20 protein-coding genes and 1 pseudogene are annotated in these 25,557 nt (G+C 71.7%); 19 read left to right on the forward strand and 2 right to left on the reverse strand.

Going from position 1 to position 25,557, the window contains the following annotated elements; all coding sequences use genetic code 11:
• Nucleotides 1–143 precede the first annotated feature (143 nt).
• The 3 genes from ACZ5WC_RS29455 (at nt 144) to ACZ5WC_RS29465 (ending at nt 4,996) form a co-directional block, all read left to right on the forward strand.
• The gene (locus ACZ5WC_RS29455) at nt 144–2,522 is read left to right on the forward strand and encodes a HelD family protein (protein ID WP_468543670.1); all 2,379 of its coding nucleotides are present in this window, start codon (nt 144–146) and stop codon (nt 2,520–2,522) included.
• A 425-nt stretch (nt 2,523–2,947) separates the two neighbouring features.
• Nucleotides 2,948–4,384, forward strand: coding sequence for an NAD-dependent malic enzyme (locus ACZ5WC_RS29460; protein WP_468543671.1), 1,437 nt, complete (start codon nt 2,948–2,950; stop codon nt 4,382–4,384).
• A gap of 330 nt (nt 4,385–4,714) precedes the next feature.
• Nucleotides 4,715–4,996, forward strand: a complete 282-nt coding sequence (locus ACZ5WC_RS29465) for an HU family DNA-binding protein (RefSeq protein ID WP_003968811.1) — start codon at nt 4,715–4,717, stop codon at nt 4,994–4,996.
• Nucleotides 4,997–5,110: 114 nt separating this feature from the next.
• Here the strand turns inward: ACZ5WC_RS29465 and ACZ5WC_RS29470 are convergent, their stop codons facing one another.
• Complete coding sequence (locus ACZ5WC_RS29470; protein ID WP_468543672.1) at nt 5,111–5,593, reverse strand: DUF2000 family protein; 483 nt, start codon at nt 5,591–5,593, stop codon at nt 5,111–5,113.
• A gap of 73 nt (nt 5,594–5,666) precedes the next feature.
• Between ACZ5WC_RS29470 and ACZ5WC_RS29475 the strand changes: the two genes are divergently transcribed.
• On the forward strand, nt 5,667–6,488 hold the full coding sequence (locus tag ACZ5WC_RS29475) for a helix-turn-helix domain-containing protein (protein WP_468543673.1): 822 nt from the start codon (nt 5,667–5,669) through the stop codon (nt 6,486–6,488).
• A gap of 1 nt (nt 6,489) precedes the next feature.
• Here ACZ5WC_RS29475 and murA read toward each other — a convergent pair.
• Nucleotides 6,490–7,815: pseudogene (gene murA / locus ACZ5WC_RS29480) on the reverse strand (UDP-N-acetylglucosamine 1-carboxyvinyltransferase); the annotation flags it as partial.
• A gap of 287 nt (nt 7,816–8,102) precedes the next feature.
• Here murA and ACZ5WC_RS29485 point away from each other — a divergent pair.
• The 15 genes from ACZ5WC_RS29485 (at nt 8,103) to ACZ5WC_RS29555 (ending at nt 25,491) form a co-directional block, all read left to right on the forward strand.
• Nucleotides 8,103–8,663 (forward strand): YqgE/AlgH family protein, encoded by a 561-nt coding sequence (locus ACZ5WC_RS29485; protein ID WP_468543674.1) that lies wholly within the window; start codon nt 8,103–8,105, stop codon nt 8,661–8,663.
• 30 nt (nt 8,664–8,693) lie between these two features.
• A complete protein-coding gene (locus tag ACZ5WC_RS29490; protein WP_006124925.1) occupies nt 8,694–8,990 on the forward strand; it encodes a DUF3039 domain-containing protein in 297 nt (98 codons plus the stop codon).
• Between the two features lie 240 nt (nt 8,991–9,230).
• Nucleotides 9,231–10,535, forward strand: coding sequence for an extracellular solute-binding protein (locus tag ACZ5WC_RS29495; RefSeq protein ID WP_468543675.1), 1,305 nt, complete (start codon nt 9,231–9,233; stop codon nt 10,533–10,535).
• A gap of 2 nt (nt 10,536–10,537) precedes the next feature.
• The gene (locus ACZ5WC_RS29500) at nt 10,538–11,524 is read left to right on the forward strand and encodes a carbohydrate ABC transporter permease (protein ID WP_468543676.1); all 987 of its coding nucleotides are present in this window, start codon (nt 10,538–10,540) and stop codon (nt 11,522–11,524) included.
• On the forward strand, nt 11,521–12,369 hold the full coding sequence (locus ACZ5WC_RS29505; protein ID WP_468543677.1) for a carbohydrate ABC transporter permease: 849 nt from the start codon (nt 11,521–11,523) through the stop codon (nt 12,367–12,369). The genes ACZ5WC_RS29500 and ACZ5WC_RS29505 overlap by 4 nt, the downstream gene beginning before the upstream one ends.
• Nucleotides 12,370–12,373: 4 nt before the next feature.
• Nucleotides 12,374–14,023: a beta-N-acetylhexosaminidase gene (locus tag ACZ5WC_RS29510; protein ID WP_468543678.1), complete on the forward strand. Its 1,650-nt coding sequence runs from the start codon at nt 12,374–12,376 to the stop codon at nt 14,021–14,023.
• Nucleotides 14,024–14,385: 362 nt separating this feature from the next.
• Nucleotides 14,386–15,282, forward strand: coding sequence for an FAD binding domain-containing protein (locus ACZ5WC_RS29515; protein WP_311119764.1), 897 nt, complete (start codon nt 14,386–14,388; stop codon nt 15,280–15,282).
• Nucleotides 15,279–16,901: a (2Fe-2S)-binding protein gene (locus tag ACZ5WC_RS29520; RefSeq protein ID WP_468543679.1), complete on the forward strand. Its 1,623-nt coding sequence runs from the start codon at nt 15,279–15,281 to the stop codon at nt 16,899–16,901. The genes ACZ5WC_RS29515 and ACZ5WC_RS29520 overlap by 4 nt, the downstream gene beginning before the upstream one ends.
• 97 nt (nt 16,902–16,998) lie before the next feature.
• Nucleotides 16,999–19,341 carry a xanthine dehydrogenase family protein molybdopterin-binding subunit gene (locus tag ACZ5WC_RS29525; RefSeq protein WP_468543680.1) on the forward strand — a complete coding sequence of 781 codons (2,343 nt, stop codon included), beginning with the start codon at nt 16,999–17,001 and terminating at the stop codon, nt 19,339–19,341.
• A 138-nt stretch (nt 19,342–19,479) separates the two neighbouring features.
• Nucleotides 19,480–20,223, forward strand: a complete 744-nt coding sequence (locus ACZ5WC_RS29530) for a hypothetical protein (protein ID WP_468543681.1) — start codon at nt 19,480–19,482, stop codon at nt 20,221–20,223.
• 117 nt (nt 20,224–20,340) lie between these two features.
• Nucleotides 20,341–21,840 (forward strand): MFS transporter, encoded by a 1,500-nt coding sequence (locus ACZ5WC_RS29535; RefSeq protein WP_468543682.1) that lies wholly within the window; start codon nt 20,341–20,343, stop codon nt 21,838–21,840.
• Between the two features lie 44 nt (nt 21,841–21,884).
• Nucleotides 21,885–22,082, forward strand: coding sequence for a ribbon-helix-helix protein, CopG family (locus tag ACZ5WC_RS29540; RefSeq protein WP_037825879.1), 198 nt, complete (start codon nt 21,885–21,887; stop codon nt 22,080–22,082).
• Nucleotides 22,082–22,465 (forward strand): type II toxin-antitoxin system death-on-curing family toxin, encoded by a 384-nt coding sequence (locus ACZ5WC_RS29545; RefSeq protein WP_468543683.1) that lies wholly within the window; start codon nt 22,082–22,084, stop codon nt 22,463–22,465. The genes ACZ5WC_RS29540 and ACZ5WC_RS29545 overlap by 1 nt, the downstream gene beginning before the upstream one ends.
• 156 nt (nt 22,466–22,621) lie before the next feature.
• Nucleotides 22,622–24,406, forward strand: coding sequence for a DEAD/DEAH box helicase (locus tag ACZ5WC_RS29550; protein ID WP_096631028.1), 1,785 nt, complete (start codon nt 22,622–22,624; stop codon nt 24,404–24,406).
• A 440-nt stretch (nt 24,407–24,846) separates the two neighbouring features.
• Complete coding sequence (locus ACZ5WC_RS29555) at nt 24,847–25,491, forward strand: IclR family transcriptional regulator (protein WP_468543684.1); 645 nt, start codon at nt 24,847–24,849, stop codon at nt 25,489–25,491.
• Nucleotides 25,492–25,557: the final 66 nt, after the last annotated feature.

A 25,557-nucleotide genomic window follows, 5' to 3' on the forward strand; every position in this document is an offset into this window, starting at 1 on the left:
TGCCCTGCTCTGCCCTGCCCGCTCCGCCCCTCCATCCGCCCCTCCCGGCGCGACGCGTGATCGGTATCCGGGCGGCAGGTGCGCTCGGGGCCCCCTTCGCATAGGGTTGACGGCTGCCCAGTGCCGTTAAGAAGGGGGCCTCGGTGGCCGCGCAGGATGCCGCTGTCGAATCGCTGCGGGACCGGGAGATCGGTGTCGAGCAGGAACATCTCGACCGGGTTTATCACCGCCTTGAGGAGAAGATCCACGAGGCGGAATTCCTTATGAACGACGCCGTCAAGCGCGGCCAGGTCGGTACGCCGGGCGCGCTCGCCGAGCGCGACGCCCAGGTGTTCCGGGCCGGTATCCACCTCAACCGGCTGAACAGCGAGTTCGAGGACTTCCTCTTCGGGAGGATCGACCTGCTGCTCGGCAAGGACGGGGAGCGCGGCCCGGACGGCGCGTACACCTCCGTCGAACCGGCCGACGACTCCGTACGCGAGGACGCCACCGCCGACATCGCGGAGACGCTCCACATCGGCCGGATCGGGGTGCTGGACAGCGACTACGCGCCGCTGGTGATCGACTGGCGGGCGCCGGCCGCCGCCCCGTTCTACCGCTCCACCCCGAAGGACCCCGGCCGGGTCGTACGCCGCCGGGTCATCCGCTCCAAGGGCCGCAAGGTCCTCGGGGTCGAGGACGACCTGATGCGCCCGGAGCTGACCGCGTTCCTCGACGGCGAGAAGCTGCCGGTGATCGGCGACGGCGCGCTGATGGCCGCCCTCGGCCAGGCCCGCAGCCACACCATGCGGGACATCGTCTCCTCCATCCAGGCCGAACAGGACCTGGTCATCCGGGCCCCCGCCGCCTCCGTCACCGAGGTCACCGGCGGCCCCGGCACCGGAAAGACGGCGGTCGCCCTGCACCGGGCGGCGTATCTGCTCTACCAGGACCGGCGGCGGTACGCGGGCGGCATCCTGATCGTCTCGCCGACTCCGCTGCTGGTCGCGTACACCGAAGGGGTGCTGCCCTCGCTCGGAGAGGAGGGACAGGTCGCGATCCGCGCCATCGGTTCGCTGTCGGACGAGGCGGCGGGCGCCGAGGGCGCCACGGCGTACGACGAACCGGCCGTGGCCCGCGTCAAGGGCTCGTCCCGGATGCTCCATGTGCTGCGCAAGGCGGCCAGGGGCGCACTGGAGCAGGGCCGTTCCGCGCCGAAGGCGGACGAGGGCCAGCTCTCCTTCGGCGACGAGCCCGAGCGCAGCCGCCCCGCGGCCACCCCGGACCGGCTGCGGGTGGTCGCCTTCGGCGCCCGGATCGAGCTGGAGGCCGAGGAGCTCAAGCGCATCCGGCACAACGCCCTCGGCGGCACCGCGCCGGTCAATCTGCTGCGCCCGCGCGCCCGCAAGCTGCTGCTGGACGCCCTGTGGAACAAGTCCTCGGGGCGCGGCCGCTACACCGACCCGCAGCTGATCGCGGAGCTGCGCTCCTCGTTCGACGAGGACGTCTCGGCCGAGACCCCGTTCCTGGAGTTCCTCGACGCCTGGTGGCCCGAGCTGACACCGCGCCGGGTGCTGGCCGCGATGGCGGACGAGAAGCGCCTGGCCCGCTGGGGACGGCGGATTCTCAACCAGGGCGAGGTGCGTCGCCTGGCCCGCTCCCTGAAGCGGCTGGACGCGGACGGCAGCGGTCCGCTCTCCGTCCACGACGTGGCGCTCCTGGACGAGCTCCAGGCCCTCCTCGGCACCCCGCACCGGCCGAAGCGGAAGCGCGAGATGGACCCGCTGGACCAGCTCTCCGGCCTGGAGGAGCTGATGCCGCAGCGCGAGGAGACCCAGTGGGAGCGGGCCGAGCGGCTGGCGGCGGAGCGCACCGAGTACGCGCACGTCATCGTCGACGAGGCCCAGGACCTCACCCCGATGCAGTGGCGCATGGTCGGCCGCCGGGGCCGGCACGCCACCTGGACGATCGTGGGCGACCCGGCCCAGTCCTCCTGGTCCGATCCGGACGAGGCGGCCGCCGCCCGGGACGAGGCGCTCGGCTCCCGGCCGCGCCGCCGCTTCACCCTCACCGTCAACTACCGCAACCCGGCGGAGATCGCGGAGCTGGCCGCGAAGGTGCTGGCGCTGGCCATGCCCGGGACGCAGTCCCCGGCGGCGGTCCGGTCGACCGGGGTGGTGCCGCGCTTCGTGCCGGTCGAGGGCGGCGACCTGGCCGCCACGGTCCGCGAGGAGGCGCGGCGACTGCTCGCGGAGGTGGACGGCACGGTCGGCGTGGTCGTCGCGATGAACCGGCGCGCGCAGGCCCGCGGGTGGCTCGCCGAGCTGGGGGAGCGGGTCGTGGCGCTGGGCAGCCTGGAGGCGAAGGGCCTGGAGTACGACGCCACGGTGGTCGTCTCGCCCGCGGAGATCGCGGACGAGTCCCCGGCGGGACTGCGGGTGCTGTACGTGGCGCTGACCCGGGCGACGCAGCAGCTCACGGTGGTCTCGGGGGAGCGCGACCTGCCGGACGAGGCCGGGGTCCCGGACCTGCTGAGGGACTGACACCGGCCACCTGGCCATGGCCGATCGGGTGGTCCGCGCGGGATTCGCGGGTCAACCTGTCGCACGGGAATCACTTCTCGTGGGTCTTTGTTACCGTGGTACTGGCACCGGCTCGATCCAAGCCCCCGGGCCCAACCTTCGTCGCTACGAGCGACCACTTGCCGCGAGGCGAGCATGGCGGGCCGGTGCCATCTGAGTGAAGAAGACAGACCCGCGTCACCTGTTGGTGGCGCGGGTCTGTTCTCGTTTGCGCAGCGGTTGGGGGTTCCGCCGAACGGGTAACTTCTCGTATGGTGGAAACTGCTTTCCGAAAGGCGGCAGTCATTACCGGCTACCAGTCGGTAGGTGCGACGATCGGGAAGCGTGTCCGGAACGAGGGTTCCGGTTGCGCGGCAATGAAGCTAAGGAAAGCGAAGGACTCGGCCATGGCAACGGCGCCCAGCGTCTCGTACTCGATGACGGTCAGGCTGGAGGTGCCCGCGAGCGGCACCGCGGTCTCCCAGCTCACCACGGCCGTGGAGTCGTCGGGAGGCTCGGTCACCGGCCTCGACGTGACCGCCTCCGGCCACGAGAAGCTGCGGATCGACGTGACCATCGCGGCCTCCTCCACCTCGCACGCGGACGAGATCGTCGAAGGTCTGCGCGACATCGAGGGCGTCGTGCTCGGCAAGGTCTCCGACCGTACGTTCCTGATGCACCTCGGCGGCAAGATCGAGATGGCGTCCAAGCACCCCATCCGCAACCGCGACGACCTCTCGATGATCTACACCCCCGGCGTCGCCCGGGTCTGCATGGCCATCGCCGAGAACCCCGAGGACGCGCGCCGCCTCACCATCAAGCGCAACTCCGTCGCAGTCGTGACGGACGGCTCCGCGGTGCTGGGCCTGGGCAACATCGGCCCGATGGCCGCGCTGCCCGTCATGGAGGGCAAGGCGGCCCTCTTCAAGCGCTTCGCGGGCATCGACGCCTGGCCGATCTGCCTGGACACCCAGAACACCGATGAAATCGTCGCGATTGTCCGTGCGATCGCCCCCGGCTTCGCGGGCATCAACCTGGAGGACATCTCCGCCCCCCGCTGCTTCGAGATCGAGGCCCGGCTGCGCGAGGCCCTCGACATCCCCGTCTTCCACGACGACCAGCACGGCACCGCGATCGTCGTCCTGGCCGCCCTGACCAACGCCCTGCGCGTGGTGGGCAAGAGCATCGGGGACGTACGCGTCGTCATGTCCGGTGCCGGAGCCGCCGGTACGGCCATCCTCAAGCTGCTCATCGCCGCGGGCGTCAAGCACGCCGTCGTCGCCGACATCCACGGTGTGGTGCACGCCGGACGCGAGGACCTGGTCGCCGCGCCCTCCGGCTCGCCGCTGCGCTGGATCGCCGACAACACCAACCCCGAGGGCGTCACCGGCACCCTCAAGGAGGCCGTCGTCGGCGCCGACGTCTTCATCGGCGTCTCCGCCCCGAACGTGCTGAACGGCGACGACGTCGCGGCGATGGCGGACGGTGCGATCGTGTTCGCGCTCGCGAACCCGGACCCCGAGGTCGATCCGGCAATCGCCCGCCAGACGGCGGCGGTTGTCGCCACCGGCCGTTCCGACTTCCCCAACCAGATCAACAATGTGCTGGTCTTCCCGGGTGTCTTCCGCGGTCTGCTGGACGCCCAGTCCCGCACCGTCAACACGGAGATGATGCTCGCCGCCGCCGGAGCCCTCGCCGACGTGGTCGCCGAGGACGAGATCAACGCGAACTACATCATCCCCTCGGTCTTCAACGACAAGGTCGCGGGCGCGGTCGCCGGAGCCGTCCGGGCCGCCGCGAAGGCCGCCTCGGGCACCGGCCCGGCCTCCTCCACGTCCCCCTGACCCGGCGCCCGGCCGGGTCCCTACGGCGCGTCGCGGGTCGCGGCGCCCCAAACGCCCCTTTAGGGTGGGCGGGCAGTGGGCCTTGCGGGGCCCGGCATCCGCTGCGGACCGCTCGGCCAAGTCGACGGAGCGTCACCACGAGCAAACCGTGGCGCTTTTCATTGACCCCGAAGGGTTCCGGATTGGCTTTCCCGCCGCTGGTGGGGGCAGGATGCGTAATCGGGCGAGAGGGTCTGACATCAGACCCGGGTCCGGGGACTGTCAGAGGGCCCTGGCAGCATCGGCTTCGATCTCACGCCTCACAGGCAAGAAGAACACGGGAGTAACAACATGAACCGCAGTGAGCTGGTGGCCGCCCTGGCCGACCGCGCCGAGGTGACTCGCAAGGACGCCGACGCCGTGCTGGCCGCCCTCGCCGAGACCGTCGGTGAGATCGTCGCCAAGGGCGACGAGAAGGTCACCATCCCCGGCTTCCTGACCTTCGAGCGCACCCACCGTGCCGCTCGCACCGCTCGGAACCCGCAGACCGGCGACCCGATCAACATCCCCGCCGGCTACAGCGTGAAGGTCTCCGCGGGCTCGAAGCTCAAGGAAGCCGCCAAGGGCAAGTAACCCTCGAAGGCGCAAGCAGGGCGGCCACTCCCGACCAGGGGTGGCCGCCCTCATGCATGCCAGGGGCACATGCGCCTCGCTCGGGCGCCCGCACGCGGGTGAGGCTCCCCGGGGTCAGGGATGCAGCCGCGCGCCCTTGAGGGCCTTGTCCACGGCGTTGCGCGGCCCGTATACGGCAAGGCCCACCAGGTCGAGCGCGTCCCGCCCCACCGCCCGTACGGCAGCCCGGTTGTCCCGGTCGTTCCCCGTACCGAACAGGTCCGAGGTGAACACGGCCGTCGCCAGGGACCGGGAGAGCGCCTTCGTGTGCGCGGCGGTCAGCGTCTCCTTCGCCCCCTCGAAGACCAGCACGGGCTGCCGCAGCATCGGCAGGTACGCGGTGGCGTCGGCGTCCTCGTAGGGCTCGCCGATCACCTCGGGCGCCGCCGTGCCCAGGCCGCTGACCAGGAAGGCGGTCACGTTCAGGCGCTGCCAGGTCTCCAGGTCGTCGCGGAGCAGCACCGCGATCCTCGTGTCGAAGCGGACGGGAGCGTCCCCGCTCTCCGCGCCCGCCGCGGTCCCGGTGGTTCCGGTGGTCTCTGTGGTCGTGTTTCTCATGGTCCGAGACTGGCCGGTGGCCCCGGCCGCGGTCTTGTACGTTCTTCGCGTGAGGCCACGGCAGGAGGACGCGATGCCACGGCAGGAGATCTCGGCCTGGCGTCCGGCGGTCCCGGGCGTCGTGGAGGTCTTCCACGCCCGCTTCACCGAGCACGCCTACCCCATGCACGTGCACGACGCCTGGACGCTCCTGATCGTCGACGACGGGGCCGTCCGCTACGACCTGGACCGCCACGAGCGCGGCACCCCGGACGGCACGGTGAGCCTGCTGCCGCCGCAGGTCCCGCACAACGGTTCGCCCGCGACCCCCGGCGGCTTCCGCAAACGGGTGCTCTACCTGGACATGACCCAGCTCGACGCGAGCCTCATCGGCCCCGCCGTGGACACCCCGGACCTGGCCGACCCCCTGCTGCGCAGCCGTGTCGGCCGGCTCCACACGGTCCTGGCCGACCCGGACGGCGCGCTGGAGGCGGAGAGCCGTCTGGCGTTCGTCGGCGAGCGGCTGCGGGGCCACCTGCGCCCCGCGACGACCCCGGCGGACGGGGCGGGGCCCCCGAAGCCGCCCCGGGGCGTCGCGCGGGACCTGCGCGAGCTCCTGGACGAGCGGCTGTGCGAGGGCGTCACGCTGGCCGAGGCCGCCCGGCTGGTCCACGCGCACCCCACCCATCTCGTACGGGCCTTCAGCGCGGCCTACGCCATCGCGCCGCACCAGTACGTGACGGCCCGCCGTGTCGACCGGGCCCGCCGCCTGCTGCTCGACGGGATGCCGCCCGGCGAGGCGGCGACCGCTGTCGGCTTCCACGACCAGTCCCACCTCACCCGGCACTTCCGGCGGATCGCGGGTACCACCCCGGGCCGGTACGCCCGTTCGAGGGCCGCCCGCGAGGCCTTCTGACGCCCGGCAGCTCGACCTTCGCGCCGAGCTTCTCCAGCTTCTCCATGAAGTTCTCGTAGCCGCGGTTGATCAGGTCGATGCCGTGCACCCGGGAGGTCCCCTGGGCCGCCAGCGCCGCGATCAGGTACGAGAAGCCGCCGCGCAGGTCGGGGATGACCAGATCGGCGCCCTGGAGCTTCGTCGGTCCCGAGACGACCGCCGAGTGCAGGAAGTTGCGCTGGCCGAAGCGGCAGTCCGAACCGCCCAGGCACTCCCGGTAGAGCTGGATGTGCGCACCCATCTGGTTGAGCGCGGAGGTGAAGCCGAGCCGCGACTCGTACACCGTCTCGTGCACGATCGAAAGGCCCGCGGCCTGCGTCAGGGCCACCACCAGGGGCTGCTGCCAGTCGGTCTGGAAGCCGGGGTGGACGTCGGTCTCCAGCGCGATGGCGTTGAGCGCGCCGCCCGGGTGCCAGAAGCGGATGCCCTCGTCGTCGATCTCGAAGGCGCCGCCGACCTTGCGGTAGGTGTTCAGGAAGGTCATCATCGAGCGCTGCTGGGCACCGCGCACGTAGATGTTGCCCTCGGTCGCCAGCGCCGCCGACGCCCAGGAGGCCGCCTCCAGGCGGTCCGGGAGCGCCCGGTGGGTGTAGCCGTCGAGCTTGTCGACACCGGTGATCCGGATGGTCCGGTCGGTGTCCATGGAGATGATCGCGCCCATCTTCTGCAGTACGCAGATGAGGTCCTCGATCTCCGGCTCGACGGCCGCGTTGGACAGCTCGGTGACGCCCTCGGCGAGGACGGCGGTGAGCAGCACCTGCTCGGTGGAGCCCACCGAGGGGTACGGCAGCCGGATCTTGGTGCCGCGCAGCCGCTGCGGGGCCTCCAGATACTGGCCGTCCGCCCGCTTCTCGATGGTCGCGCCGAACTGTCGGAGGACCTCGAAGTGGAAGTCGATCGGCCGGCCGCCGATGTCGCAGCCGCCCAGGCCCGGGATGAAGGCGTGGCCGAGGCGGTGCAGCAGCGGGCCGCAGAAGAGGATCGGGATGCGCGACGAACCCGCGTGGGCATCGATGTCGGCGACGTTCGCGGACTCGACGTGCGAGGGGTCGAGGATCAGTTCGCCCGGCTCGTCGCCGGGACGGACGGTGACGCCGTGCAGTTGGAGGAGCCCCCGGACCACCCGTACGTCACGGATGTCGGGAACGTTGCGGAGGCGGCTGGGCCCGCTGCCGAGCAGCGCGGCGACCATGGCCTTCGGCACCAGGTTCTTGGCGCCTCGGACGCGGATCTCGCCCTCCAGCGGGGTGCCGCCGTGGACAAGCAGGACATCGTCTGTGCCGGTCATGTATCTCGCGTTCCGGAGTGGTCGGGCAGGGGGCCAACGAAAAGGGTAATGGCCTCCCACCCCCCTTCCGTAAGACGAAGGGGGGTGTACGAACGTCATGAATCCGCCACAACACCCTCCGCTCACCGGATCTTGCGGAGGGTCACCGTCCGGATGGCCCACCGCGCCCCCGCCGTACAGTGCGCTCCCCGTGCCTCCGTGCGCCCTGAGCTGCGCTCGCTCTCGCGGGGCGGCCATCCCGTCCACTCGGCCCCCGCGGAGGGCGAATATGCGGGATCATTTCTGCCATGACCGAGGTGTCCTCGCTCACAGGGCGACTGCTCGTGGCCACACCCGCCCTCGCGGACCCGAACTTCGACCGCGCGGTGGTGCTGCTCCTCGACCACGACGAGGAGGGCTCCCTCGGCGTGGTCCTGAACCGCCCGACCCCGGTCGGCGTCGGTGACATCCTCACGTCCTGGGCCGGGCTGGCCGGCGAGCCGGACGTCGTCTTCCAGGGCGGCCCCGTCTCGCTCGACTCCGCGCTCGGCGTGGCGGTGATCCCGGGCGACGAGGGTCCGCTCGGCTGGCGCCGGGTGCACGGGGCGATCGGTCTGGTCGACCTGGAGACCCCGCCGGAGCTGCTCGGCCCGGCCCTCGGCTCGCTGCGGATCTTCGCCGGTTACGCGGGCTGGGGCCCCGGCCAGCTGGAGGGCGAGCTGAACGAAGGCGCGTGGTACGTGGTCGACTCGGAGCCCGGCGATGTGTCCTCCCCGCGCCCGGAGCAGCTCTGGCGCGCGGTGCTCCGCCGCCAGCGCAGCGAGCTCGCGATGATCGCCACGTACCCGGACGACCCTTCGCTCAACTGATGCCCGTCTCTTTCAGTACCCTTGGCGGTTATGAGCACTCTTGAGCCCGATCGCGGGGCAGGTACGGGAACCCTCGTTGAGCCGACGCCGCAGGTGTCGAGGGGCGACGGCGACCACGAGCGCTACGCCCACTACGTCCAGAAGGACAAGATCATGGCGAGCGCCCTGGAGGGCACTCCCGTGGTCGCGCTGTGCGGGAAGGTCTGGGTGCCGGGGCGCGACCCGAAGAAGTACCCGGTCTGTCCCATGTGCAAGGAGATCTACGAGTCCATGGGCGCAGGCGGCGACAAGGACAAGGGCAAGGGCGGCGGCAAGGACAAGAAGTAGGTCCGCCCCTCCATCAGCTTTCAGGCCCCCGGGCCGCGCGACACCGCGCGGCCCGGGGGCCTTCTCCGTGCCCGGTCACCGGTGGTGACCGGGCCGTCGCGTTGCACGGGCTGCATTCGCTGGTCACAGAGTGGTGGAGACCACTTGTCGGCGTACCGGCGCGGATCTACTCTCCTGCCAGTTGTGCAGAACGAAACGCACGTTGCATATGTTGCAACGCATGACCGGTAGGGGTTCCGGATGAAGCTTTCTGCCCGAATTGCCGCCCCAGTAGCGGCGCTTGTGCTGGCCGGCCTCACCGCCACCGCCTGCGCGCCGCAGACCTCCGACACCAGCGCCAAGGGTGACGAGAAGACCGGCACACTCCGTGTCTGGCTCTTCCAGGAGGTCGGCAACAAGCCCAAGGAGAAGGTCGTCGACGCGGCCGTCGCCGAGTTCGAGAAGACCCACAAGGGCGCGAAGGTCGAGATCGAGTACATACCCGTCGACACCCGGGCCCAGCGCGTCAAGGCCGCGTTCAACGACCCCGACAGCGCCCCGGACCTCATCGAGTACGGCAACACCGACACCGCCGGATACGTCAAGGACGGCGGACTCGCGGAGGTGACCGAGGAGTTCAACGCCTGGGACGAGGCCAGGGACGCCGACCCGATCGCCAAGCAGTCCGTCACCGTCGACGGCAAGATCTACGGCGCGCCCTTCTTCGTCGGCGTCCGGGCCCTCTACTACCGCACCGACGTCTTCGAGGACCTCGGCATCGAGGCCCCCAAGTCCCAGGCCGAGCTGATCTCCACCGCCAAGAAGATCCGCAAGGCCGAGCCGGACCTCTACGGCCTCGCGGTCGGCGGCGCGTACACCTACGGCGCGATGCCCTTCATCTGGGCCAACGGCGGCGAACTCGCGGGCGAGAGCGGGGGAACGTACAAGTCGGGCATCAACAGCGAGAAGTCCCGCAAGGGCATCGAGGCCTACACCTCCCTCTTCGGCGACGACAACTGCCCGGCCGCCAAGTGCGCCTCCATGGGCGGCAACGCCACCGTGACCGCCTTCGCCTCCGGCAAGGCCGCCATGGCGATCGGCGGCGACTTCAGCCACGCGGCCGTCGAGGCGGGCGCGGTCAAGGGCAAGTACGCGGTCGTCCCGCTGCCCGGCGTCGCCGAGAACTCCATCGCCCCCGCCTTCGCGGGTGGGAACAACATCGGCGTGCTCAAGAGCAGTTCGCACCGGACCCTCGCCGTCGACCTGATGAAGTCGCTCACCGGCAAGCAGACCCAGGCCAGGATGTTCGACGCGATGGGCTTCCTGCCCACCTACACCGACGTCCTGGACAACGCCGCCAAGAAGCAGCCCTTCGTCGCCCCGTTCGTGCGGACCCTCGGCGCGGGAGCCAAGTTCGTCCCCGCCTCGCCGGGCTGGGGCCAGATCGACGCCTCGCTGGTCCTGCCGACGATGTTCCAGGAGATCGTCTCCGGCCGTAAGGACGTGGCGCGGGCCTCGGACGACGCGGCGAAGAAGATGGACGCGGCGTTCGCCGACGCGGGCTGACGATGACCACGCACACCACTGCGCACAAGGACCCGGCCGCGGGTACGTCCGCGGCGGGCGGCGGGACCGCACCCGCCCGCCCGCCCCGGCGCGGCCGGTCCGTGTCGCCCAGGGGGCACTCCGGCTGGACCCCCTGGCTCTATCTGCTGCCCGCCCTCGTCCTGCTCGCCGGACTGCTGGTCTACCCGATCTACCAGCTCGGCCTGATCTCGTTCCTGGAGTACACCCAGGCCCAGGTCAGCGGCGGCGAACCGACCACCTTCCAGGGCTTCGGCAACTACGCCACCCTCTTCAACGACAGCCAGTTCTGGCAGGTCCTGCTGGCCACCGTCCTCTTCGCCGCGGCCTGCGTGATCTCCACCCTGTTCGTCGGCTGCGCGCTGGCCGTCCTGCTCACCCGCATCCGCGCCCTGCCCCGGCTGGCGCTGATGATGGCCGCGCTCGGCGCCTGGGCGACCCCCGCGATCACCGGCTCCACCGTCTGGGTCTTCCTCTTCGACCCCGACTTCGGCCCGGTCAACAAGGTGCTCGGGCTCGGTGACTTCTCCTGGACGTACGGGCGCTACAGCGCCTTCGCCCTCGTCCTCCTGGAAGTCCTGTGGTGCTCGTTCCCGTTCGTCATGGTCACCGTGTACGCGGGCATCCGGGCCATCCCCGCCGAGGTGCTGGAGGCGGCCTCGCTGGACGGCGCCTCCCAGTGGCGGATCTGGCGCACCATCATGGCGCCGATGCTCAAGCCCATCCTGATCGTCGTCACCATCCAGTCGATCATCTGGGACTTCAAGGTCTTCACCCAGATCTACGTCATGACCAACGGCGGCGGCATCGCCGGACAGAACCTGGTGCTCAACGTGTACGCGTACCAGAAGGCGTTCGCGTCCTCGCAGTACAGCCTCGGATCGGCGATCGGCGTCGTGATGCTGGTGATCCTGCTGGCCGTCACGCTCGTCTATCTGCGCCTGGTGAGGCGTCAGGGGGAGGAACTGTGAGCGCACGCACCCTTCTGCGCATCCGGCGGCCCGGCAGGCTGGCCGCCGAGGCCGCCGCCCTGCTCATCGCCGTCGCGGTCGCCTTCCCCCTCTACTGGATGGTGCTCTCCGCCTTCAAACCGGCCGGGGAGGTCCAGTCCACCGAGGCCCGCCCCTGGACGCTCGCCCCCTCGCTCGACTCGTTCCGCCGGGTCTTCGAACAGCAGGACTTCGGCCGCTACTTCCTGAACAGCCTGCTGGTGGCGGGCACGGTCGTCATCGCCTCCGCGCTGATCGCCTTCCTGGCCGCCACCGCCGTGACCCGCTTCCGCTTCAAGTTCCGCACCACCCTGCTGATCATGTTCCTGGTCGCGCAGATGGTGCCGGTGGAGGCGCTGACCATCCCGCTGTTCTTCCTCATGCGGGACTTCGGCCAGCTGAACACGCTCGGCTCGCTGATCCTGCCGCACCTCGCCTTCTCGCTGCCGTTCGCCATCTGGATGCTGCGCGGCTTCGTCAAGGCCGTCCCCGAAGCCCTGGAGGAGGCCGCCTACATCGACGGGGCCAGCCGCACCCGCTTCCTGTGGCAGATCCTCTTCCCGCTGGTCTTCCCGGGGCTCGTGGCGACGAGCGTCTTCTCCTTCATCACCACCTGGAACGACTTCCTGTTCGCGAAGTCGTTCATCATCAGCGACACCTCCCAGTCGACGCTGCCCATGGCGTTGCTGGTCTTCTTCAAGCCGGACGAGAACGACTGGGGAGGAATCATGGCCGCCTCGACGGTGATGACCATCCCCGTGCTCGTCTTCTTCGTACTCGTACAGCGACGCCTCGTCTCGGGACTGGGCGGAGCGGTTAAGGACTGACGTCATGACATCCGAGGACACGACGGCACTCGGCCTGATCCCCGCACCGCGCAAGGTGAGCCGGGTGCCTCCCGGGCCGGGGCCGCACCCGCTGGACGAGGAGACCGTGCTCAGCGCCGGGCCGGGCGCCGAGGGCGTCGCCCGCTGGCTGCGGGCCACGGTCGGCGCGGCCACCGGACTGCCCCTGAGGGAGGGCACCGGCGACAACGGCATCACCCTCTCGCTCGACGAGGAGCTCGCCCCCGAGGCGTACCGCGTCGCCGTCGACAGCCGCGCGATCCGCGTCGAGGGAGGCAGCGCGGCCGGCCTCTTCTGGGGGGCGCAGACCTTCCGTCAGCTCCTCGGCCCGGACGCCTTCCGGCGCGCGCCCATCGCCCGGGGGCGCATCTGGGAGGTCCCGATGGTGGTCATCGAGGACGAACCCCGCTTCCCCTGGCGCGGCCTGATGCTCGACGTGGCACGGCACTTCATGCCCAAGGACGACGTCCTGCGCTACCTCGACCTGCTGGCCGCCCACAAGCTGAACGTCTTCCACTTCCACCTCACCGACGACCAGGGCTGGCGCATCGAGATCAAGCGCTACCCGCGCCTGACCGGGACCGGCGCCTGGCGCTCACGCACCAAATACGGCCACCGGGCCTCCGAGCTGTGGGACGAGACCCCGCACGGCGGTTACTACACCCAGGACGACATCCGCGAGATCGTCGCCTACGCCGCCGAGCGGCATATCCGGGTCGTCCCCGAGATCGACGTCCCGGGCCACTCGCAGGCCGCCATCAGCGCATACCCCGAGCTGGGCAACACCGACGTCATCGACACCACCACCCTCTCCGTCTGGGACACCTGGGGCATCAACCCGAACGTACTCGCCCCCACTGACAACACCCTGCGCTTCTTCGAAGGCGTCCTCGAAGAAGTGCTGGAGCTCTTCCCCGCCGAGACCTCGCCGTTCGTCCACATCGGCGGCGACGAGTGCCCCAAGGAGCAGTGGCAGCAGTCCATCACCGCCAAGAACCAGATCGTCGACCTCGGCCTCAAGGACGAGGACGAACTCCAGTCCTGGTTCATCCGGCACTTCGACACCTGGCTCACCGAACGCGGCCGCCGCCTCATCGGCTGGGACGAGATCCTCGAAGGCGGCCTGCCCCCGAACGCGGCCGTCTCCTCCTGGCGCGGTTACGGAGGCGGCATCGCGGCCGCGGAGGCCGGGCACGACGTGGTGATGTGCCCCGAGCAGCAGGTGTATCTGGACCACCGTCAGGACGGCGGCCCCGACGAACCGATGCCCATCGGGTTCATCCGCACCCTGGAGGACGTCTACCGCTTCGAGCCCGTTCCGCCGGGCCTCTCCGAGGAGGCGACCCGTCACATCCTGGGCACCCAGGCCAATGTCTGGACCGAGGTCATGCAGACCCGGGCCCGCGTCGACTACCAGGTCTTCCCGCGCCTCGCGGCCTTCTCGGAGGTCGCCTGGTCCGCCCTGCCCGCCCCGGACGAGCGGGACTTCGCCGCCTTCGAGGCCCGGATGGCGGCCCACTACGCCCGGCTCGACGCCCTGGGCGTCGACTACCGTCCGCCGGCCGGCCCCCTGCCGTGGCAGCGGCGCCCCGGCGTCCTCGGCCGTCCGCTGGAGGGGCCGCCGCCGGCGGTCTGAACGGGGGTGCGCTCCGAAGCGGCCGCCGCGGTCCCCACGACCGCGGCGGCCGCGGTGCGTCGCGGTCGGCTGCGGGGAACTGCCGGGAGCCGTGGGGGAACTGCCGGTGACCGCCGGGGAACCAACCAGGGGGCGCGAACCGTATAAGTCGTACAAGCCTCGCTGAAGAGTGGCAATTCACCCTCTGCGTCGAAGAGGTGCGAAACCGGATCATCCCGCAGGTCAGGGACGGAAGCACCCTTCGCGGACCCTCGCGCCGGTCCGATCGGAAGATGTGCCAGAGTTGCCACGTCCGGGCTGTGAGCACGTACCGTACGGCGGAACAGGCGGGACAGCCGGGAGACCGGGAAGGGGCAGCTGGGTTGACCACGCACGCACCGCAGGCGATGCAGTCGGTGACGCTGCCGGCCTCGCTCGACGAGGCCGTGGCGGCACTCGGCGCCATGCCCGCAGCCGTACCGGTTGCAGGGGGCACGGACCTGATGGCGGCCGTCAACAAGGGGCTCCTGCGGCCCTCGGGACTGGTCGGCCTCGGCCGGATCAGCGAGCTGCGCGGCTGGCACTACCAGGACGGCCACGCACTGCTCGGCGCCGGTCTCACCCACGCCCGCATGGGGCGCCCCGACTTCGCCGCGCTCATCCCCGCCCTCGCCGCCTCCGCCCGCGCCGCGGGCCCGCCCCAGATCCGTAACGCCGGAACGCTCGGCGGGAACATCGCCACCTCCGCGCCCACCGGCGACGCCCTGCCGGTGCTGGCCGCGCTGGAGGCCGAGTTGGTCATCGCGGGCCCCGGTGGCGCCCGTCGCGAGATCCCCGTCTCGCACCTGCTGGCCGGGCGCGAGATGCTGGGCCCGGCCGAGCTGATCGGCTTCGTCCGCGTACCGCTGCTGCATGCCCCGCAGGTGTTCCTGAAGGCCACCGGACGCACCGGACCCGGCCGCGCCACCGCCTCGGTCGCCATCGTGCTGGACCCGGCCCGCCGCGGGGTGCGCTGCGCGGTCGGCGCGATCGCCCCGATGCCGCTGCGCCCGCTGGAGGCGGAGCGCTGGATCGCCTCGCTGATCGACTGGGACGGGGAACGAGGCCTGGCCCCCGACGCGCTGGCAGCCTTCGGCGAGTACGTCGCGGCGGCCTGCATCCCGGACCACGCACCACCGGCCGACGGGTCAGAGGCCCCGCCGCTGTCCCCGGCCGTCCTGCACCTGCGGCGCACCGTCGCCGCGCTCGCCCGACGCGCGCTGGGGAGGGCACTGTCGTGAGCAATGAGGAACACCCCAACCAGCCCGGGCAGCAGGGCGGGCAGGACGACACGGGCGGGCCCGACCCGCGCTACGGGGGCTGGGAGCCGACGCCGCAGAGCGGCGAGTACGACGCCGACGCCACCGCGTTCGTCCAGCTTCCGCCGGAGGACCTGGCGAACATCCCGCTGGCCGCCCCCGGCCACGGGTACGTCCCGCCGATGATCCTGCCGCTGACCCCGGCCGCCGGTCTCGACCCGGCGGCGACGGGCAGCTGGGTGATCCAGACGCAGACCCAGCAGGCGCAGGCCGAGCAGCGGGCCCAGGAGGCCGCCGCCGCCCAGGAGTCCGGCGCGGTGCAGTGGCCCGAGCCGAACCGGCAGGACGGCTACACGGGCCCGTACCAGGACACGTCGCACGCCACGGCCCAGTGGAACTTCACGGAGGCCATCGCGGAGGTGGAGGCGGAACAGCCGGCCGGGGAGGCCGCCCACCCGGGGCACGCCGACCTCGCGGGCCACACCGCCGCCACCGGCCACACGGGTCAGTGGACGATCCCGGTCGCGGACGGGGATCTCCCGGACGAATCGGGCGAGTTCCTGGCCTCGGCGCACACCCCGCAGTGGTACACGGACACCATGCCCCCGGCTACCCTGCCGGGCGGCGCCCCCGCCCCCTGGGCCGCACCGGAGCCGGAGGGCGTGACGCCGGACGGGGCGCCGACGGCGGAACACCCGACGCAGGCCCACCCCTCCGCCGCCACCGCCGAAGCCGCGGCAGCCCCCGAAGCAGGGGCAACGGCGGAAGCGGCTCCGGAGGTCGAAGGGGAGCCCGCCGCCCCGGAAGCACCCACGGACGTGGACGCACCCACGGGAGCCACCCGCGCCCCGGACACGGACGCCGACGCACCCACGGGCGTCACCCAGAACGCGCTTACAGACGCCCCCCAGGACGCACCCGCGGACGGCACTCCCGACGCGGCTGCGGACGCTGCCCAGGCGCCCGAGGCCTCCGCCCCCTCCGCCGCGGCACATCCCCCCGCCCCGAGCGAGCACCCCTCCGCCTCCTACGTCCTGCACGTGAACGGCATGGACCGCCCGGTCAGCGACGCCTGGATCGGGGAGTCGCTGCTCTACGTGCTGCGCGAGCGCCTCGGCCTCGCCGGGGCCAAGGACGGCTGCTCGCAGGGCGAGTGCGGCGCGTGCAACGTCCAAGTGGACGGCCGTCTGGTCGCCTCCTGTCTGGTCCCCGCGGCCACCACGGCGGGCAGTGAGGTGCGCACGGTCGAAGGGCTCGCCGTCGACGGTGAACCGTCCGACGTCCAGCGCGCCCTGTCCACCTGCGGAGCAGTCCAGTGCGGCTTCTGCATCCCCGGCATGGCCATGACCGTCCACGACCTCCTGGAGGGCAACCACGCCCCCAGCGAGCTGGAGACCCGGCAGGCCCTCTGCGGCAACCTGTGCCGCTGCTCCGGCTACCGGGGCGTGCTCGACGCGGTCGCCGACGTCGTCGCGGCCCGCGAGGCGAGCGCGGAGGCGGCGGCTCCGGCCCCGGACGAGGCGCGCATCCCGCATCAGGCCGAGCCGGGCGCCGGCGGCGTACAGCAGCAGCCGTACCCTCACGAGGGGGAAGCGCTGTGAGGCACGCCCGAGGCCCAGCCGTACAGCAGAACCACCCCGCGACCCCAGGGCCCGCTCCCCGCCGCCGCACCGGCGGGGCGAACGACAAGGAGGCGGCGTGAGCGGCGACGCGGCCAACGCGACCAGCACCAGCCTGCCCAGGATCGACGCGATGAGCGGCGGCGGCCCGGACCAGGACCAGGAGCAGCCCCAGCTCGGCCTGGGGGCCTCGCTGCCCGCCGCCGACACCCGGGCGAAGACCGAGGGCACCTTCCCGTACGCCGCGGACCTCTGGGCCGAGGGCCTGCTGTGGGCCTCCGTGCTGCGCTCCCCGCACCCGCACGCGCGGATCCTGTCCATCGACACCTCCGCCGCCGTCGCGATGCCCGGGGTGCGCGCGGTCGTCACGCACGAGGACGTGCCGGGGGACAGCAGCTACGGCCGCCATGTCGTGGACCGCCCGGTGTTCGCCTCCGAACTGGTCCGCCACCACGGCGAGCCGATCGCCGCCGTGGCCGCCGACCACCCGGACACCGCGCGCCTGGCGGCCGCCGCCATCGCGGTCGAGTACGAGGTGCTGGAGCCGGTCACGGACCCGGAGAAGGCGTTCGCGGCGGAGCCCCTGCACCCCGACGGCAACCTGATCCGGCACATCCCCCTGCGCTACGGCGACGCGGAGGCGACCGGCGAGGTCATCGTCGAGGGCCTCTACCGCATCGGCCGCCAGGACCCGGCCCCGATCGGGGCGGAGGCCGGACTCGCCGTGCCCCGCCCGGACGGGGGCGTCGAGATCTACACGGCCTCCACCGACCCGCACACCGACCGCGACCTGGCCGCCGCCTGCTTCGGCCTGGAGCCGGACCGGGTGAAGGTCGTCGTCACCGGAGTGCCGGGCGCCACCGGCGACCGGGAGGACCCCGGCTTCCAGATCCCGCTGGGCCTGCTCGCCCTGCGCACCGGCTGCCCGGTGAAGCTGGCCGCCACCCGCGAGGAGTCCTTCCTCGGCCACACCCACCGCCACCCGACCCTCCTGCGCTACCGCCACCACGCGGACGTGGAAGGCCGGCTGGTCAAGGTGGAGGCCCAGATCCTGCTGGACGCGGGCGCGTACGCCGACTCCTCCTCCGAATCGCTCGCCGCCGCGGTGGCCTTCGCCTGCGGCCCGTACGTGGTCCCGCACGCCTTCATCGAGGGCTGGGCGGTCCGCACGAACAACCCGCCCTCCGGCCACGTACGCGGTGAGGGCGCGATGCAGGTCTGCGCGGCGTACGAGGGCCAGATGGACAAGCTGGCCGCGAAGCTGGGCATCGACCCGGCCGAACTCCGCCTGCGCAACGCCTTGTCGACGGGTGACATCCTGCCCACGGGCCAGACGGTGACCTGCCCGGCCCCGGTGGCCGAACTGCTCCGAGCGGTCCGTGACCACCCCCTCCCGTCCCTTCCCAAGGACACCCCGGAGGAGGACTGGCTGCTGCCGGGCGGACCCGAGGGCGCGGGGGAGCCCGGGGCGGTGCGCCGGGGCGTGGGCTACGGCGTGGGCATGGTCCACATGCTCGGCGCCGAGGGCACGGACGAGGTCTCGACGGCCACGGTCCGGGTGCACGACGGCGTGGCCACGGTGATCTGCGCGGCGGTCGAGACGGGCCAGGGATTCACCACCCTCGCCCGCCAGATCGTCCAGGAGACCCTGGGCGTCGAAGAGGTCCACGTGGCGGCGGTCGACACCGACCAACCGCCCGCGGGCCCGGCGACGCACGGCCGCCACACCTGGGTGTCGGGCGGGGCGGTGGAGCGGGCGGCGAAGATGGTCCGCACCCAGCTCCTCCAGCCGCTGGCCCACAAGTTCGGCATGTCCACGGAGCTGCTCCAGATCGCCGACGGCAAGATCACTTCCTACGACGGGGTCCTGTCCACCACCGTCATGGAGGCGATGGACGGCAAGGAACTCTGGGCCACCGCCCAGTGCCGCCCCCACCCCACGGAGCCCCTCGACGAGTCCGGCCAGGGCGACGCGTTCGTCGGCCTCGCGTTCTGCGCGGTACGGGCGGTGGTCGACGTCGACATCGAGATCGGCTCCGTCCGCGTGGTCGAGGTGGCGGTCGCCCAGGACGTCGGCCGCGTCCTGAACCCGGCCCAGTTGGCGATCCGCATCGAGGCGGGCATCACCCAGGGCATCGGCGCGGCCCTCACCGAGAACCTCCGCACCGCCCGAGGCATCGTCCGGCACCCCGACCTGACCGGCTACGCGCTCCCGACCTCCCTGGACGCCCCCGACATCCGCATCGTCAAGCTGGTCGAGGAACGCGACGTGGTAGCCCCCTTCGGCGCCAAGCCCGCCTCCGCCGTCCCGGTCGTCACGGCCCCGGCGGCCGTGGCCTCAGCGGTCCGCTCCGCAACGGGCCGACCGGTGAACCGTCTGCCCATCAGACCTCAGGCGGCGGTGGCGACGCCGAAGGGCTGAGGGCAGGCCGCCGACCACCGGCTCAGTACGATGCACGTGACGTCCTGAGCCCCGCCGAAGGCTCGTGCCGTCGTCGATCCAGGGGGAGCGGCCAGGCGTGCGTTCCGACCGTCGTTGATCCAGGGGGAGTGGCCAGGCGTGATCTCCGAGCCGGAGCTGGTGGGGGAGTTCGAACCGGGTGCGCCCGCGGAGGTGGTGAGCGGGTTCGACCGCAAGCCCGCACCCGGGCGGCGACGCGGGACGGGGCTGCTGTGGGGGCTGGGCGGAGCGGTCGTGGCCTCCGCGGTGTGGGCGGCGGCGGTGTTCGGTTACGGGTTCGGCGACGGGAAGCCGGATCTGCGGGGGTACCGGCTGGGGGAGAAGCCCTGTGCCGCGATGAAGCTCAAGGCGCTCTCCGGATCCGTGGGGAAGGCGGAGCACGAGCCGACCGAGCAGCCGGGGCGGGTCGAGCATCCTGCCATCGACCGGGTCGACTGCGCGGTCTCGCTCGCTCCCTTCGAGGTTTCCGAGGAGGAGCGGGAGCGCGGGTGGTCCATCCGGGTCTCTGTGTCGATGAGGGTCGAACTGCACAAGGAGACCGATCCGGGGCCCGAATTCGAGGTGCTGAGCATGGAGCCGGACCCCTTCGGGATCGAAGTCGCCGAGGTGGCGGGAATCGTCGGTCTCGGGGACAGCGCCTATCTGGTGACGCGGGACGACCATTCCTCGCGGGTGGCCGTGCGGGACGGCGGAGCCGTCATGACGCTGGAAATGTCCGTCTCGGCGACGTACGAAGGCGACGGCGACTATCCGGAGCGTGAGGCCGACGTTCCCGAGCTGATTCCGTACCAGGGTGACCTGATCAGCGATGCGCATGAGGTACTGGACGCGCTCAAGGCGTGAGCCGCGCCCGGCCCGCACGCCGGGCACACCCGGGGCCCGGGACCTACGACCAAGGGCCGAGAGCCGGACCATATATCGACAGGGTTCAAACCGGGTTATGCCTCTTACTCTGGGGCGATGACCGCCCTCGAATCACCTGACGGCACCGACGCCGCACGCCCTGTGCCCAGCGATGACCTGCCCCCCGAGCCGCCGGCCCGCCTCCCCGTCGGCGCGGACGGCGAAGGGGTCCTCGGGCGCACCTACCGGGCGCTCAGCATCGGCATCGTCTCCGTGGTGTTCCTCATCGCGTTCGAGGCGACGGCGGTCGGCACGGCCATGCCGGTCGCCGCGCGGGAGCTGAACGGCATCCCGCTCTACGCGTTCGCCTTCTCCGCGTACTTCACCACCAGCCTCTTCGCCATGGTCCTCTCCGGGCAGTGGGCCGACCGGCGCGGGCCGCTCCAGCCGCTGGCCACCGGGATCACCGCGTTCGGCGCCGGGCTGCTGCTCTCCGGGGCGGCGGGCAGCATGTGGGTCTTCATCGCGGGGCGGGCGGTCCAGGGGCTCGGCGGCGGGCTGGTGATCGTCGCGCTGTACGTGGTCATCGGGCGGGCCTACCCCGAGCGCATCCGGCCCGCCATCCTCGCCGCCTTCGCCGCCAGCTGGGTGGTCCCCTCCGTCGTCGGGCCGCTCGCCTCCGGAACGGTGACCGAGCACCTCGGCTGGCGCTGGGTCTTCGTCGGCATCCCCGTGCTCGTGGTGATCCCGCTGGCCCTGGCGCTCCCGGCGATCCGGCGGATGGCCTCCGGGCCCGCGGACCCGGCCGCCGCGGCCGCACCGTACGACCGCCGCCGCATCCGGCTCGCGCTCGGGATCTCGGCGGGGGCGGGGCTGCTCCAGTACGCCGGGCAGGAGCTGAACTGGCTCGCCCTGCTGCCCGCCGCGCTCGGCATGGCGCTGCTGGTGCCCGCCGTACGGGGGCTGCTGCCCACCGGCACCGTACGGGCCGGGCGCGGGCTGCCCTCGGTGGTGCTGCTGCGCGGTGTCGCCGCCGGGTCGTTCGTCGCCGCCGAGTCCTTCGTACCGCTGATGCTGGTCACCCAGCGGGGGCTGTCCCTGACGCTGGCCGGGCTCTCGCTGGCCGTGGGCGGGGCGACCTGGGCGCTCGGTTCGTACGTACAGTCCCGGCCGCGCATGGAGCCGCACCGGGAGCGGCTGATGGTCAGCGGCATGGTGCTGGTCGCCGCCTCGATCGCGGCGGCGCCCTCCGTACTGATCGACGCCGTCCCCGTCTGGATCGTCGCCGTCGCCTGGGCCTTCGGCTGCTTCGGGATGGGCATGGTCATCGCCTCCACCAGCGTGCTCCTGCTGAAGCTGTCGGCCCCCGAGGACGCGGGCTCCAACTCGGCCGCCCTCCAGATCTCCGACGGGCTCTCCAACGTGCTGCTCCTGGCGACCGGCGGCGCCGCCTTCGCCGCGCTCGGCGGCGGGGCGGTGGGGGCGGCCGCGCACGGGGCCGCGGTGGGGGCGGCGGCCTCGGGCTCGCACCCGGCGGCGTTCGCCGCCGTGTTCCTGCCGATGGCGGGGGTGGCGCTGGTGGGGGCCTGGGTGGCGACCCGGGTGCGGGAGAGGTAGCGGTACTGATTTGGCCCCACGGGCGGTACCTTATTGGTATGGCTATGAACCTGCGTATACGCGAGGACCAGCAAGAGGCGCTGAAGCTCCGTGCCGAGCAGGAGGGGCGGAGCATGCACGCCATCGTGCTTCGGGCCATCGACCGCTATCTGGAGGTCGAGGCCGACCGGGAGTCGGTTCGTCGGCTCGGTGCGAAGTACGCGGTGCGCCACGCTGATCTGCTGCGGAGGCTGGGGGAGTAGTGAAATACCTGACGGTTCAGGAAGTCCTGGACCTGGCGGAGCTCGCCTGTGGGGGGCAGCAGCTCGCGGTGCGCGATCTGGGGTTGCTCAGTTCGGCGGTTCATCGGCCGCAGTCGCAGATGTTCGGTGTCGAGGCGTACACCGATCTGTTCCAGAAGGCCGCCGGGCTGTTGCAGTCGCTGGCGGCGAACCGCCCCCTCGTCGACGGCAGCAAACGTATGGCGTGGATGTCCACGGTCGTGTTCCTCGACATCAACGGAACCGAGATGGTCGAGGTTGACCAGGACGAGGCGTACAAACTCGTCATCGAAGTGGCCATGGGCAGCCTTGAGGACGTGGACCGGATCGCAGGGCGGCTGAGAGCGCTGCACGACGCGATGTGAGCACGGTCTCGTCGGGCGTGGGTGCGGCTTGTTCGTAGCGGGTTTCAACCGGGCCCCCGGTAGGGTGGCCCGGTTGTCGTATCGCGGGCGAGGTCCATCGTGACCGCTCCCGGGCCGACAGCGCCCCACGTACCCGAGAGCCCCGAACCGGAGACCGTGACTACTACCACCGCCTCCCACCACCTCTCACCCGCCTTTCCCGGCCGCGCCCCCTGGGGCACGGCGGGCAAGCTGCGAGCCTGGCAGCAGGGCGCCATGGAGAGGTACGTCCAGGAGCAGCCGCGCGACTTCCTCGCCGTCGCGACGCCCGGCGCCGGCAAGACCACGTTCGCGCTGACCCTCGCCTCGTGGCTGCTGCACCACCATGTCGTCCAGCAGGTCACCGTGGTGGCTCCGACCGAGCACCTCAAGAAGCAGTGGGCGGAGGCTGCCGCCCGGATAGGGATCAAGCTCGACCCGGACTACAGCGCCGGTCCGCTCAGCAAGGAGTACCACGGCGTCGCCGTGACGTACGCCGGTGTCGGCGTCCGGCCGATGCTGCACCGCAACCGCTGCGAGCAGCGCAAGACGCTCGTGATCCTCGACGAGATCCACCACGCCGGTGACTCGAAGTCCTGGGGCGAGGCCTGCCAGGAGGCGTTCGACCCGGCGACCCGGCGGCTCGCGCTGACCGGTACGCCGTTCCGCTCGGACACCAACCCGATCCCCTTCGTCGCGTACGAGGAGGGCAACGACGGCATCCGCCGGTCCTCGGCCGACTACACCTACGGGTACGGGAACGCCCTGGCCGATGGCGTCGTCCGCCCCGTGATCTTCCTCAGCTACAGCGGCAACATGCGCTGGCGCACCAAGGCCGGGGACGAGATCGCCGCCCGGCTCGGCGAGCCGATGACCAAGGACGCCATCGGGCAGGCCTGGCGCACCGCGCTCGCGCCCACCGGGGAGTGGATCCCCAACGTGCTCGCCGCCGCCGACAAGCGGCTCACCGAGGTCCGCAAGGGCATCCCCGACGCGGGCGGGCTCGTCATCGCGACGGACCAGGAGTCGGCGCGCGCGTACGCCAAGATCCTCAAGAAGGTCACCGGGGAGTCCGCCACCGTCGTCCTCTCCGACGAGAAGGCCGCCTCGAAGAAGATCGACCGGTTCAGCGCCGACGAGTCGCGCTGGATGGTCGCCGTCCGCATGGTGTCCGAGGGCGTCGACGTGCCGCGCCTGGCCGTCGGCGTCTACGCGACCACGATCTCGACCCCCCTCTTCTTCGCCCAGGCCGTCGGCCGTTTCGTGCGCTCCCGCCGCCGCGGCGAGACCGCCTCCGTCTTCCTGCCGACCATCCCGATGCTCCTCGACTTCGCCAACGAGATGGAGGTCGAGCGCGACCACGTCCTGGACAAGCCGAAGAAGGGCAGCGACGAGGAGAACCCCTTCGCGGAGGAGGACCAGCTCCTCGCCGACGCCGAGAAGCTGGAGGACGAGGAGACCGAGGACCAGCTGCCCTTCGAGGCCCTGGAGTCCGACGCGGTCTTCGACCGGGTGCTGTACGACGGCGCCGAATTCGGCATGCAGGCCCACCCCGGCAGCGAGGAGGAGCAGGACTACCTGGGCATCCCCGGGCTTCTCGAACCGGACCAGGTACAGCTCCTCCTCCAGAAGCGGCAGAGCCGGCAGATCGCGCACAGCCGCCAGAAGCCGGCCCAGGAGGCCGACCTCCTGGAGAAGCCCGCCGAGGCGCGGCCCGTCGTCACCCACAAGCAGCTGCTGAGCCTGCGCAAGCAGCTCAACACGATGGTCTCCGCCTACACCCACCAGAGCGGCAAGCCCCACGGTGTCATCCACACCGAACTGCGCCGCGTCTGCGGCGGCCCGCCGAGCGCCGAGGCGACCGCGGGCCAGATCCAGCAGCGCATCGCCAAGGTCCAGGAGTGGGCGACCCGGATGACGTGACGGGCCCCGGCCCGAACCGCTCGGCCCGTACGGAGAGAGGCACTCTCCGTACGGGCCGAGCGCGTTCGCGGGAAATTTCTGCCGTGGCCGTTGACGTACCGTTAACGCCGGTTCACCCGCGTGGGCGGCCGTGTTACATCGGTGTCGCGACACGTTAACGCGCGTAGATGTTCGCTTTCCGGACGCCGTCCCGCTGACCGGCGCTTATGCGCGAGCGGTACCGGGGCCCCGTATCAGGAGACCGGATTCTGGACGAGGACTTCCGCTGAGCGGACCGGCTCGCTACTGTCCCCGCCATATGAACGCCCCGTGGCAACGCCGCCGCGGAGCGCAGCCGGTGCCTTGCCAGACCGGCGGCCTCTCCGTGCGTCGCCGCTGGGACCGGCGTCGCAACCCCCGGAGCCGGCCGTCGTCGCTCACCCCGAAGAGGAGAGGGCGTCGTGACAGCGGAGACTTCCCAGACGCTCGACCGAGGACTGCGCGTCCTCAAACTGCTCGCCGACACCGATCACGGACTGACCGTCACCGAGTTGTCCAACAAACTCGGTGTCAACCGGACCGTCGTCTACCGTCTGCTCGCCACCCTGGAGCAGCACGCCCTGGTACGCCGCGACCTGGGCGGCCGCGCCCGGGTCGGCCTCGGTGTGCTGCGGCTCGGCCGACAGGTGCACCCGCTCGTCCGGGAGGCCGCGCTCCCCGCGCTGCGCTCCCTGGCCGAGGACATAGGGGCCACCGCCCACCTCACCCTCGTCGACGGCAGCGACGCCCTCGCGGTCGCCGTCGTCGAGCCCACCTGGACCGATTACCACGTGGCCTACCGGGCCGGGTTCCGCCACCCGCTGGACCGGGGCGCGGCGGGCCGGGCCATCCTGTCCGCCCGGCAGACGACGGATTCCGGCCACCCCGGCTACACCCTCACCCACGGCGAACTCGAAGCCGGCGCCAGCGGGGCCGCCGCGCCCCTGGTCGGGGTCTCGGGCGTGGAGGGCAGCGTCGGCGTCGTCATGCTCGCCGACGCCGTACCGGAACGCGTCGGACCCCGCGTGCTCGACGCCGCCCGGGAAGTGGCCGACGCGCTGCGGTAGGGCCGGGGCGACGGGGAGACGTACGCCTGGCGCGTTTCCGTCGGGGCGCGCCGGTTAGATTGGGTG

The organism is Streptomyces sp. NPDC033165 (genome assembly GCF_055577965.1).

Bases quoted from the DNA above. Each gene is read 5' to 3' on its own strand.
- ACZ5WC_RS29510 (WP_468543678.1), top strand. From the start codon at position 12,374: ATGACATCCGAGGACACGACGGCACTCGGCCTGATCCCCGCACCGCGC.
- ACZ5WC_RS29460 (WP_468543671.1), top strand. From the start codon at position 2,948: ATGGCAACGGCGCCCAGCGTCTCGTACTCGATGACGGTCAGGCTGGAG.
- ACZ5WC_RS29470 (WP_468543672.1), bottom strand. From the start codon at position 5,593: ATGAGAAACACGACCACAGAGACCACCGGAACCACCGGGACCGCGGCG.
- ACZ5WC_RS29475 (WP_468543673.1), top strand. From the start codon at position 5,667: ATGCCACGGCAGGAGATCTCGGCCTGGCGTCCGGCGGTCCCGGGCGTC.
- ACZ5WC_RS29490 (WP_006124925.1), top strand. From the start codon at position 8,694: ATGAGCACTCTTGAGCCCGATCGCGGGGCAGGTACGGGAACCCTCGTT.
- ACZ5WC_RS29500 (WP_468543676.1), top strand. From the start codon at position 10,538: ATGACCACGCACACCACTGCGCACAAGGACCCGGCCGCGGGTACGTCC.
- ACZ5WC_RS29535 (WP_468543682.1), top strand. From the start codon at position 20,341: ATGACCGCCCTCGAATCACCTGACGGCACCGACGCCGCACGCCCTGTG.
- ACZ5WC_RS29465 (WP_003968811.1), top strand. From the start codon at position 4,715: ATGAACCGCAGTGAGCTGGTGGCCGCCCTGGCCGACCGCGCCGAGGTG.
- ACZ5WC_RS29540 (WP_037825879.1), top strand. From the start codon at position 21,885: ATGAACCTGCGTATACGCGAGGACCAGCAAGAGGCGCTGAAGCTCCGT.
- ACZ5WC_RS29495 (WP_468543675.1), top strand. From the start codon at position 9,231: ATGAAGCTTTCTGCCCGAATTGCCGCCCCAGTAGCGGCGCTTGTGCTG.
- ACZ5WC_RS29485 (WP_468543674.1), top strand. From the start codon at position 8,103: ATGACCGAGGTGTCCTCGCTCACAGGGCGACTGCTCGTGGCCACACCC.